Below are 10,375 nucleotides of genomic sequence, written 5' to 3'. Positions count from 1 at the left end.
AACAGGCACCGAACGTCTACGAACAGCAGTCAGCTACTCTGACACTTGCCGCATAACGACACGAACAGGTGTCCACCTTTTGGGGACAAGGCCCCCCCGCGCTCAAGCAGAGGTGTGTCAACCGGGCCCACTCCCGGCTCCGGCGACCTGCCGAGAGAATCGCCAAGACCAAAACCTGGCACATCCTTCGTAAAGCCCGCCGCGCCGCCACCCCACCAGGCTCACGGCAATCACCAGGAGCCATCCACACCCCGGAGACCCACCACTGAGCACGCTCCCGATCAGCGCGGCTGTGGCGACGAGGGGGTGGCGTGATCCGGGGTGGTCAGGTCGGCTGCTCGTGTCGAAGCCGACATCGGCGAGTGCCGCTGTGTGCTCGCCCAGCCCTTGCCGGCCTGCTGCGCCACCAGCAGACCGCGGACCGGGGCAGAGCGCTTTCTCAGGGATGGGACGAGCCGCCGTCCACCGCGATGACCTGGCCCGTGATGTAGGACGACTGCTCCGAGCCCAGGAAGGCCACCACCGCGGCGATCTCCGCCGGTTGGGCTAGGCGGCGCAGGGGGATCTGTTCGAGCCAGCCGTTCACCACGTCCTCCGGCACCCCGGCCAGCATGGGGGTGTCCACCGGGCCGGGTGCGACGGCGTTCGCGCGGACGCCGTGGCGGGCCTGTTCGAGGGCGATGGTGCGGGTCAGGCCGACCACGCCCGCCTTCGCGGCGCTGTAGTTGGCCTGGCCGAAGGAGCCGTGACGGCCTTCGGAGGACAGGTTCACGATCGCGCCGCCCGACTCGCGCAGGAGCGGCAGCGCCGCCTGACAGCCGAGCCAGGTCCCCGTGAGGTGCACGTCGATGACCTGGTGCCAGTCCAGGTCCGTCAGTTTCTCCACCGTGCGGTCACGGGTGATGCCAGCGTTGTTGACGAGGAGGTCGAGTCGGGCCTCCCGGTCGCGGAGGTCCTGGACGGCGTCGGCCCACTCCTCGCGCCGAGAGACGTCGAGCGTCAGTGGACGGGACCCGGTCCCCGCGCCTCCGGCCTCCGAGCAGGCAGACCCTGCGGCGGCGAAGTCCCGGTCGGCGAAGAGGACGGTCCACCCGTCCGAGACAAGCCGGCGGGCGATGGCCAGGCCGATGCCCGATCCCGCGCCAGTCACCAGGGCAACGCGCTTCTGCTCTCGCGTCGTCATCATGCCTCTCCTCGGCCCTCGGCAGCGGGGCGCCGCTCGACGAGCCAGACGTCGGAGCCCTCCTGCACGACGACACCGTCCTGGTTGAGGACGGTGATGTCGGCGGTGACAACGCCCGTGCTCTGGTCGGAGGCGCGCTCGCGGGCCTCGGCGATGGTCCAGGTCGCCGTGACCGTGTCTCCCGGCCTGACCGGGGCGACGAAGCGCCGGGTGGTCTGCAGCCAGGCGACGACGTGCAGGTGGTCGAGCATGGGGGTGCGCAGCGCGTACGACATGGAGGCGATGAGCATGCCGTGCGCGAACCGGGAACCGAAGGGGTGGTTCGCGCGGCTCCACGCGTCGTCGACGTGCATCGGCGCGTAGTCGCCCGACAACCCGGCGAAGGCGACGATGTCCGCCTCGGTGACGGTCCGTCCGGCGGTGCTGAACGAGGTGCCGGCGGGCACGTCCTCCAGATGGCGCGGAACCTTGATCTCCACGGTGGTTCTCCTTTGGTCATGGAGGCGGGCGGCGGCAGGCCGCCCGCCGAGTGGAAGCACGGGGCCGTCACCGGTCCGCCGTGGCCTCGAGTTCGAAGAGAGGGAGGTGGTAGCCGTCGGCGACCGGCTTCCAGGTCAGACGGACCCGGTCTCCGACGGCGGCCGAGAGACGGCGCGGGCCGACGATGTTGGACAGGAAGCGGATACCGTCGTCGAGGTCGATGAAGGCGACCACGTAGGGGCAGTCCGCGCGGGTCATGACCCCGTACGGAACGTGGTGCACGGAGACGGCGTGGATGCTGCCCGTACCCGTCGAGGGCTCCCAGGAGAACTCCTGGCCGAGGCAGTTCGGGCAGGCCTCTCGCGGATGGTGGACCAGCGACGCGCAGACCTGGCAGCGCTGGAGCACCAGGGACCGCGAGCGGGTGGCTTCCCAGTACGGCGCCGTGGCCGGCCGGGAAGGGGGAAGGAAGTCGGTCTGGTTCACAGGGTGTCCTCCGTTCCCAGGACGACCGTAGAGGTCGCGGACAGCAGTTCGCCCGTGCCGTGGGCCACCGCGATGTCCGGTGTGGTCAGCTGACGGTCACCGGCCTCGCCGCGCAGTTGGCGTACGGCCTCGGTGAGCAGGAAGATCCCGTACATGCCGGGGTGGGTGTAGGACAGTCCGCCGCCGTTGGTGTTCATCGGCAGCGCGCCGCCCGGAGCCGTGCCGCCTTCCGCCACGAACGCGGCGGCCTCGCCCTTCTTGAAGAAGCCGAGGTCTTCCAGGTGGAGCAGCGCCGTGATGGTGAAGGAGTCGTAGGCCATCAGCAGGTCGACGTCCGAGTGGCTGATTCCGGCCGCCTTGAACGCGCGGGGGCCGGACGTCGCGCCTGGCGTCACGGTCAGGTCCGGCATGGCGTGGATCATCTTGTGCGAGTGGGCGGTGGCCGCTCCCAGGACGTACGCGGGGGGCTTGCGCAGGTTCCTGGCGCGTTCCGCCGAGGTGACCACGACCGCTCCCGCGCCGTCGGTGACCAGACAGCAGTCCAGGAGGTGCAGCGGCGAGCAGATCCGGGGGGACGAGAGAACGTCGTCGACCGTGATCAGGTCACGCAGCTTGGCGCTGGGGTTCAGCGCCGCCCATTGGCGGGTGTTCACGGCGATGGCGGCGAGCTGCTCCGAGGTCGTGCCGTACCTGCTCATGTGACGGCTCGCGGCCAGGGCGTACGAGCCGATGAGGTCGAGCCCGTACGGGACCTCGAACTCGTCCCTCGGGCCCGGCGGATCGACCCAGCCGCCACCACCGCGGCGACGGTCGCCGCGCGGCGTCGCGGCGTAGACGATGAGGATGGTCTCCGCGAGTCCTGCGGCGATCGCGGACGCTGCCTTCTCGACGTACAGCTCGAAGCTCGATCCGCCGTTGTAGGTCGCCTCGCTGAACACCGGTGCGATGCCGAGGAATTCGGCCAGATCGAGGGAGGAGTCCGTGTGGGCGACACCGTCGACGTCGGCCAGCGTCAGGCCGGCGTCGTCGAGTGCCGCCTTGATCACGCGTGCTTCGAGCGCTCTGCCCCAGGTGTCGAGCTCTCCCGTCGGCGACACCTCCTCGGCGATCCCGACGATCGCGGCAACACCGCGCAGGGAGCGGTCTTGCGGCATGGTCCTACCTGCCTTTCATGAAACGAGTCGAGCGGCCGCGCGATGCTCTGTACCGGCCACCCGACGCCGAGCGCGGTGGCTGTAGGCCGATAGCCGGGCGTCACGGCCGTACGGATGCACGGATGCACGGATGCACGGATGTACGGATGTACGGACCGGCGCGGTGCGGTGGGGGGCGGCGAACGTCCAGAGGGCGCCGCTTGCCGGCCCGCCTGCGTCTGTCGGGGACGCGGCGGGCCGGGGACGGGGCTGTCATACGGCGGGGGTGGTCTTCGGGTTCACCGGGAAGGCGTCCACGGCGGAGCCGCCGAGCTTCCACTTGTCCATGATCTTGTCGTACTCGCCGGACGTCTTCAGCTCCTGGAGCGCCGTGGAGACCGCCTCGGCGAGGTCGTCCTGGCCCTTCGGCAGCGTGATGCCCATGGGGAACACTCCGGGCAGCCGGCCGTGGACCTTCAGGTCCGCCTTGAGCTTTCCGACGACGTAGTCGGCGTTGAGGTTGGTCACCACAGCTGCGTCGGCCCGCTTGCTGGTCACCGCGAGCAGCGCGTTGTTGGCGCTCTCGAACTGCTGGATGGCGATCGGGGCCTGGCCGCCCGCCGCGCACTTCTTGGACGCGTCCTCAAGGAGGGGGATCTCGGTGGAGCCCTGCGGGATGGTGACGCGCTTGCCGCACAGCGCGTCGTACGAGTTCAGCTCGGGGCCGGCGTAGTCCTTCGCCACCAGCATCTGGTCGTAGGCCTTGGCGTACTGCACCATGTTGACGGTCTTGAACTTGTCGTCGGTGATGTACATGCCGGCGATCGAGGCGTCGAACCGGCCGGCCTGCAGTCCGGGGATGATGCCGGAGAACGAGCCGCGCTGCCACTCGACCTTGACGCCCATCTGCTGGGCGATCGCGTCCATGAGGTCGATGTCGGAGCCGACCATCTTGCCCGATGCGTCGATCGACTCCAGCGGAGGATAGGTGGGGTCGGTCAGCACACGGATGGTCTTGGTCTTGGCGAGGCTGGCGGGCAGCGAGGCCGCGCTGCTCTGCCGGCCGCCTTCCGAACCGGGCTCCTCGGCCACCAGGTCCGAGTTGCAGGCGGTCAGGGCCAGCGCGGCTATCGCGACGAGGGAAACACACTTCACGACTCGGGACATGGCGGGGGTTCCTTACCTGTGGGGAGGTGCGAGCGGAGGTCCTGGGGACGGTCGGTTGCGGGTGCGGGGATCAGTGGAGGACGTGGGAGAGGAACGCCTTGGTGCGTTCCTCGCGGGGCCTGTCGAGTACGTCGGCGGGGGTCCCCTGCTCGACGACGACACCGCCGTCCATGAACACGACACGGTCGGCGACCTCACGGGCGAAGCCGATCTCGTGCGTGACGACGATCATCGTCAGGCCGTCCCGGGCGAGGTCCTTCATGACGCTGAGGACCTCGCCGACCAGTTCGGGGTCCAGGGCGGAGGTGGGTTCGTCGAACAGCACCACGTCCGGCTTCATCGCGAGGGTCCGTGCGATGGCGACCCGTTGCTGCTGGCCGCCGGAGATCTGCTCGGGGTAGCAGTCCTTCTTGTCCTCCAGGCCGACCCTGCGCAGGAGCGCGAGCGCCTCCTGCTCGACGTCGGACCGTTTCCGCCTGTGGACGCGGACCGGCGCTTCCACGATGTTCTCCAGCACCGTCATGTGCGAGAAGAGGTTGAAGCGCTGGAACACCATGCCGACCGCGGTCCGCTGCTTGCAGACCCTGCGCTCGCTCAGCTCGCGCAGCACACCGCCCGACTCCTCGTACCCGACGGTGTGGTCGCCGACGACGACGAGGCCCTCGTCGACCTTCTCCAGGTGGTTGATACAGCGCAGGAGCGTCGACTTTCCCGACCCTGACGGTCCGAGTACGCACACCACCTCGCCGCGTCCGACCGAGAGGCTGACCCCGTTGAGGATCTTCAGGGAGCCGAACCGCTTGTGGATCCTGCACACGTGGACGATCGGGTCCTGCGGCACCGCTGTCGACGTCGTCATCGGGACCCTCCTTCGGCCCGCCGGCGGGCGAGCCTGGGCTTACGGACGTGCACGCCCTTGCTGTAGCGCTTCTCCAGGAAGTACTGGCCGACGCTGAGGACCGAGGTGAGCACCAGGTACCAGAAGCTCGCCACGAGGAGCAGCGGGATCGTCTGGAAGTTGCTCGCGTAGATCTGCTGCACCGAGTACATGAGGTCGGCGACCGCGAGCACGCTGACCAGCGAGGTGGTCTTGAGCATGTTCACGATCTCGTTGGCGGTCGGCGGAATGATGAGCCGCATGGCCTGCGGCATCACGATCCGGCGCATCACCAGGTTGGGCGACATGCCCAGCGCGCGGGCCGCCTCGACCTGGCCCCGGTCGACCGAGCGCATGCCGGCCCGGACGATCTCGCTCATGAAGGCCGCCTCGTTGAGACCGAGGCCGATGATCGCGGCGAACACGGGGGTGATCAGGGCGTTCGTGTTCAGGTCGACGAAGGAGAAGATGCCCGGAATGCCGACCCCGATCGTGGGGAACAGCGCGGCGAGGTTGTAGAAGAAGACGAGCAGGACCAGCAGCGGCACGCCACGGAAGAACCAGATGTAGCCCGCGGCCAGGCCCGAGATGACGAAGTTGTCGGAGCTGCGCATCACCGCCAGGACGATGCCGAGCAGGATGCCGATCGCCATGGAGACCGCGGTCAGCCAGAGCGTGAGGACCAGTCCGTCCAGGACGGGGCCGGAGAACAGATAGGTCCCGATGACGTCCCAGCCGAAGCGCTCGTTGCCCGCCAGCAGGTAGACCGACCAGGCGGCGGCGACGACCAGGAAGACGGCGAAGCCGGTGCGCCACGGGTGCTTGCGCGGGGCGACGGGCGGCAGTTCCGACTCCGGGCTGCGGCGGAGCTGCTCGATGACGGAGGTCACCGCGCGCCGTCCTCGGCCGTCGCGCCCTCGTCCTCTTCCTCCTTGGGCAGCTGGTAACAGAGCCAAGTGGCGACCATCCCGGGACGCTCCTCGCCCTCGTGCTCAAGTACGCATTCGAAGTGGACGATGTAGCCGTCACCCTTGGGCTCGACCTTGCTCACAGTCGTACGGAAGCGCAGCGGTCGTCCCGCCTGCATCGTGGAGACGAAGCGCACCCGGTCGAGGCCGTAGTTGAGACCGTACGAGTCCTCCTCCCAGTTGATGTACTTGCTGATGAAGTGATCCAGCAGCCCCAGCAGGTGGAAGCCCTCGAGCAGGCCCTCGGGGTACAGCGCCCGGACTTCGGGCGTCATGAACTCCTCGATCATCGTCGCCTCTTCGAACAGTGCTCGAAGGCGGGTGTCGACGGTGATGTACGGGCTCTCCAGCGTCTGTCCGACCAGGCCCGGGAGGTCCTCGATCCTGAGTTCGTCTGCGTTCAGCATGCGTCCTGGTCCTCTCGGCGAACGATGGCGTCGACGGCCCAGAACTCCTGGGCTGCCGTCATCAGCGGGTTGACTTCGACTTCCTGCACGGTGCGGTCCTCGGCGAACGCCCGGCTGAAGGCGGCGATGCAGGCCGCGAGCTTGGCGATGTCGACGCCGCGGGAGCCGCGGTAGCCGTGGAGCAGCGGCGCGATCCGCAGGGAGTCGAGGAGCGACAGGGCCTCGTCCTCGCTCAGCGGGGCGGCGAAGGTCTGGACGTCCTTGAGGAGTTCGGCGAGGACTCCCCCGGCTCCGACGGTGACGACCGGCCCGACGGCGGCATCGCGCCGCGCGCTGAGCAGCAGCTCGGGACCGTCGGCCGTGACCTGCTCCATGACGATGATCCCGTCGACCTCGTGGTCGCCGTCCGCGGCGAACCGGTCGAACATCGCCCGGGCTCCGGCCCAGGCATGGTCGCCGGACACACCGGTGCGTACGCCGCCGATGTCGGACTTGTGATGGATCCCGTCGATGGCGACCTTGAGCACGGCCTTGGGAGCGGTGACGGTGAGTACGGTCGCGTCGTCCCTCTTCAGCTCGGCTGCGCTGACGTACTGGCGGGCCGGGACGGGCAGTCCCAGGCGCTCGACCGTCGCCAGGCTCTCGAACTCGGGGAGGGCCGTGTCGCCGTGGCCGCCACCGCTGTGCTCAGGCTCCGTGGCCGGCTTCTCGGCGGTCTCTGTCTCCGGTTCAGTGTCCGGTTCCGTGGCCGGCTTCTCGGCCCGCTCCTTCTCGGCCGTGCCCAGGGCGGCGCTTGCGGCGAGCACCCGCCCGGCGATCCGCGGTGTGCGTACCACCGGTATGCCTTCCTCCAGGAAGGCCCGGACGATGGCGTCGTCGGCGTCACCGTAGGGCGAGTAGACGAGGATCGGAGTCTTGGTCTCCTTGCTGAGGCGGCCGAGGGCTCGCGCCTCGCCGACGATCGAGGAGAACGGCCGGGACTCCGCCTCGTCCTTGTAGAGGCCGAACTTCAGCACGGCTCCGATGTCGTCCCGGAGGATGATCTCGGCCAGGTCTCCCCAGAGCGTGCCGTCCCCGTCGTCGTCGATGACCGCGTCGACCGGGTTACCGACCGCGGCGAGGGGATTGAGGGCTTCCCGCAGGCCCGCCTGGACCTCGGCGGAGAACTCCGGTACGCGCAGCCCGGCCCGCTCGACCGCGTCCGCGGTGAGGGTGGCGAAACCGCCGCCGTTCCCGATGATCGCGACCCGGTCGCTAGTGGCGGGGGGAGCGATCGACAGGGCCTCGATCAGCGGCATGAGCTGCGACTCGTCCTCGACCTCGATGACACCGGCCTGGGCGAGCAGCCCGTCGTAGATCATCGAAGGCGAGACGATCGCGGCGGTGTGGGAGACCGCGGACCGTTGCCCCGAACTGGTCTGCGCACCACGCAGGACGAGGACGGGCTTGGTCCGCGCGGCGGCCGCGAGGGCGTCGACGAAGCTCCGCCCGCTCTCGTTCCTGATCCCCTCAAGGTAGAGGGCGATCACGTCGACACCGGGGTCGGTCGCGCAGTACTCCACGTACTCGTGGATCTCGATGTCGGCCTGGTTCTCGAAGCCGACCACGTTGCGGAACCCGAGCCCGCCGACGCGCAGTTTGGGCGCGATCGACTCGATGAGCGAGCCGCTGGCGGAGATGAACGCCACGCCGCCCGGCCGCGCCGGCAGGCCCAGCAGGTTGGCCCCGGTGGCGCCGCCGTAGATCCCCATCGAGTTGGGTCCGACCAGGCGGGTACCCCGGGCCCGGGCGTACTCGGTGAGTGCGCGTTCGGTCTGCTCACCGGCCTCGCCCGTCTCGGCGAAGCCAGCGGTGTGCAGGACGACCACGGGAACGCCCAGGTCGGCCGCTTCCTTGGTCACGGCGGCCGCGGCTACGGCGGGCACGGCGACGAAAACGAGGTCAGGCACTTCGGGAAGCGCCGTGAGCGACGGGTAGGACGCGACGCCCTGCACGGGCCCGCCACTGCGGGAGACCGGGTAGCAGGTGCCCTCGAACGACTTGAGCAGGTGCTGGAAGTACAGCCCGCCCATCTTCGCCGTGTCGTTGGACGCGCCGACCACGGCGGCGGTCCGGGGGGCGAACAGCGCCGACAGGGCGCCTGCTCGGTCACGGGGGGTGTGGGAGTTCCTCGACATGACGGCGAGATTAAGACTGTCAATACGGCCGGTCAATACCCTTTCGGGCGCATCTTGCTTCGATCGCGAACGAATGGTTTGCTCTCTGCGGCAGATGCAGCCTCATCGAAGATCCGGCTGAGGGGTTGCCGTCCCCTGCCGCCGGTCCTGCCGAGTTGCTAGGGTCCGGCGTGGTGGCTGACCAGGAAGGACCGCGCATGGAGCTCGACGAGTTCGATCTCGCACTGATCGAGCAGCTGCGCGTCGACGGACGCGCTTCCTTCGAGTCGCTCGGCACACGGGTCGGCCTGTCGCGGACCGCCGCCCGCGCCCGGGTGCAGCGCTTCTTCGACTCCGGCGTACTACGGGTCGCGGCGATGGTCCACCCGGAGTTCGAGGGGATCCACGCGTTCGGCCACGTATCGATCACGGTGCACGGCAGGGCCTCGGCCCAGGTCGCCGCGTCGGTCGCCCAGCTCCCGGACACACCGTTCGTCTCGGTCGTGTCGGGCCGCCACTCGGTCGTCGCCGAGCTGCGCTCCCCGGACGTGGCGCACCTGTCCGACACCGTGAGCCTGATCCGCTCCCTCGACGGCGTGCAGTCCGTCGACACGCTGATCCTCACCCATTTGCTCAAAGAACCGCACATTCCGGCACACGGCCCCGGAAGACCCGAGCAGTTCGACGAGACCGATCGCAGGCTCCTGAATCTGCTGCACGAGGACGGGCGGATGCCGTACGCCGATCTGGCGGACGGGGTCGGTCTGTCCCGCGGCGCGACCCGCACGCGGGTGCTGCGGCTGCTCGGCACGGGGGTCGTCAGCGTCACCGGGATGGTGAATCCGACCGCGCTCGGCATGACCCAGATGAGCGGGTTCCAGCTCCACCTGGAGACGGACGGCACGACGGCGCTGAGCGTCATCGGTCGGCTGGAACAGGTCAGCTTCCTCGCGCGCACCCTTGGCCGCTGCGACGCGATCGGCACCCTGATCACCCGTGCCCGCACCGAGACGGTCGACCTCCTGGACCGGATGCGGGCGATCGACGGCGTACGGGACGTGCAGTCCTGGACCCACCTGGAACTGGTCAAGGAGCAGTACGACCGCCGCCCGCTCCGGGCGAACGGCGCCGCGCACGGGGCTGCCGCGTCACGCTGACGCTGCGAGCACCCCGCAGGCGGCGCTCACATCCCGAGCTGGCGGATGTTCCCCGAGGGGGCGGTCCGGACTGGGTGGTGCACCCTCCGAGCGGCAGAGCGAACCTCGGCCTGCTCGCCGAGGCAGCGGATCTTGGCGTGGGTGGTGTTGTGGCGGCGCTTCCACCGCTTGAGGCGCCGGCCCCGGAACGGTACGCGGACGGGTCCGCCGGCGCCTAAAGGGTGTTGCAGAAGGTCCTGCTTGGGCAGGCTGAAGTGGCGCTTGACGGGGACCTGTCCCCGAGTGGTGGACACCTCTGAGCCCGGTCCCGGTAGGGGCCGGGTAGGAGGCATCTTTTATGGTGATGAAGGTCTACTCGCCC

The 10,375-nt window shown here is 69.2% G+C and carries 10 protein-coding genes and 1 pseudogene; 1 reads left to right on the top strand and 10 read right to left on the bottom strand.

Going from position 1 to position 10,375, the window contains the following annotated elements:
• Positions 1-439 precede the first annotated feature (439 nt).
• From AB0E14_RS38230 to AB0E14_RS38190, 9 genes are all read right to left on the bottom strand, one after another.
• Positions 440-1,186, bottom strand: coding sequence for an SDR family NAD(P)-dependent oxidoreductase (locus AB0E14_RS38230; protein WP_362429682.1), 747 nt, complete (start codon positions 1,184-1,186; stop codon positions 440-442).
• Positions 1,183-1,662, bottom strand: a complete 480-nt coding sequence (locus AB0E14_RS38225) for a MaoC/PaaZ C-terminal domain-containing protein (RefSeq protein ID WP_362429679.1) — start codon at positions 1,660-1,662, stop codon at positions 1,183-1,185. The genes AB0E14_RS38230 and AB0E14_RS38225 overlap by 4 nt, the downstream gene beginning before the upstream one ends.
• 67 nt (positions 1,663-1,729) lie before the next feature.
• A complete protein-coding gene (locus AB0E14_RS38220; protein WP_362429676.1) occupies positions 1,730-2,149 on the bottom strand; it encodes an OB-fold domain-containing protein in 420 nt (139 codons plus the stop codon).
• Entirely contained in the window at positions 2,146-3,303 is a 1,158-nt protein-coding gene (locus AB0E14_RS38215) for an acetyl-CoA acetyltransferase (protein ID WP_362429672.1), read from the bottom strand. The genes AB0E14_RS38220 and AB0E14_RS38215 overlap by 4 nt, the downstream gene beginning before the upstream one ends.
• Positions 3,304-3,555: 252 nt before the next feature.
• A complete protein-coding gene (locus tag AB0E14_RS38210; RefSeq protein WP_362429669.1) occupies positions 3,556-4,449 on the bottom strand; it encodes an ABC transporter substrate-binding protein in 894 nt (297 codons plus the stop codon).
• Between the two features lie 70 nt (positions 4,450-4,519).
• Positions 4,520-5,308 (bottom strand): amino acid ABC transporter ATP-binding protein, encoded by a 789-nt coding sequence (locus tag AB0E14_RS38205; protein WP_362429665.1) that lies wholly within the window; start codon positions 5,306-5,308, stop codon positions 4,520-4,522.
• A complete protein-coding gene (locus AB0E14_RS38200) occupies positions 5,305-6,216 on the bottom strand; it encodes an amino acid ABC transporter permease (RefSeq protein WP_362429662.1) in 912 nt (303 codons plus the stop codon). The genes AB0E14_RS38205 and AB0E14_RS38200 overlap by 4 nt, the downstream gene beginning before the upstream one ends.
• On the bottom strand, positions 6,213-6,701 hold the full coding sequence (locus AB0E14_RS38195) for a hypothetical protein (RefSeq protein WP_362429659.1): 489 nt from the start codon (positions 6,699-6,701) through the stop codon (positions 6,213-6,215). Before AB0E14_RS38195 ends, AB0E14_RS38200 begins: the two co-directional genes overlap by 4 nt.
• Positions 6,695-8,878 (bottom strand): acetate--CoA ligase family protein, encoded by a 2,184-nt coding sequence (locus AB0E14_RS38190; RefSeq protein ID WP_362429657.1) that lies wholly within the window; start codon positions 8,876-8,878, stop codon positions 6,695-6,697. Before AB0E14_RS38190 ends, AB0E14_RS38195 begins: the two co-directional genes overlap by 7 nt.
• Before the next feature lie 197 nt (positions 8,879-9,075).
• Between AB0E14_RS38190 and AB0E14_RS38185 the strand changes: the two genes are divergently transcribed.
• Positions 9,076-10,014: an Lrp/AsnC family transcriptional regulator gene (locus AB0E14_RS38185; protein WP_362429654.1), complete on the top strand. Its 939-nt coding sequence runs from the start codon at positions 9,076-9,078 to the stop codon at positions 10,012-10,014.
• Positions 10,015-10,121: 107 nt separating this feature from the next.
• On the opposite strand, the pseudogene AB0E14_RS38180 reads toward AB0E14_RS38185, so the two are convergent.
• Positions 10,122-10,229 (bottom strand): annotated as a pseudogene (locus AB0E14_RS38180) (IS5/IS1182 family transposase); the annotation flags it as partial.
• Positions 10,230-10,375: the final 146 nt, after the last annotated feature.

It is taken from the genome of Streptomyces sp. NPDC047981 (genome assembly GCF_040653315.1).
In the GTDB taxonomy this organism is placed as follows: Bacteria; Actinomycetota; Actinomycetes; order Streptomycetales; family Streptomycetaceae; genus Streptomyces.
The sequence above is the reverse complement of the archived record's forward strand: the minus strand, read 5'-3'. Positions and strand labels throughout refer to the sequence as shown.

Coding starts and splice junctions, on each gene's coding strand:
- AB0E14_RS38230 (WP_362429682.1), bottom strand. CDS start 1,186: ATGATGACGACGCGAGAGCAGAAGCGCGTTGCCCTGGTGACTGGCGCG.
- AB0E14_RS38215 (WP_362429672.1), bottom strand. CDS start 3,303: ATGCCGCAAGACCGCTCCCTGCGCGGTGTTGCCGCGATCGTCGGGATC.
- AB0E14_RS38210 (WP_362429669.1), bottom strand. CDS start 4,449: ATGTCCCGAGTCGTGAAGTGTGTTTCCCTCGTCGCGATAGCCGCGCTG.
- AB0E14_RS38205 (WP_362429665.1), bottom strand. CDS start 5,308: ATGACGACGTCGACAGCGGTGCCGCAGGACCCGATCGTCCACGTGTGC.
- AB0E14_RS38195 (WP_362429659.1), bottom strand. CDS start 6,701: ATGCTGAACGCAGACGAACTCAGGATCGAGGACCTCCCGGGCCTGGTC.
- AB0E14_RS38190 (WP_362429657.1), bottom strand. CDS start 8,878: ATGTCGAGGAACTCCCACACCCCCCGTGACCGAGCAGGCGCCCTGTCG.
- AB0E14_RS38185 (WP_362429654.1), top strand. CDS start 9,076: ATGGAGCTCGACGAGTTCGATCTCGCACTGATCGAGCAGCTGCGCGTC.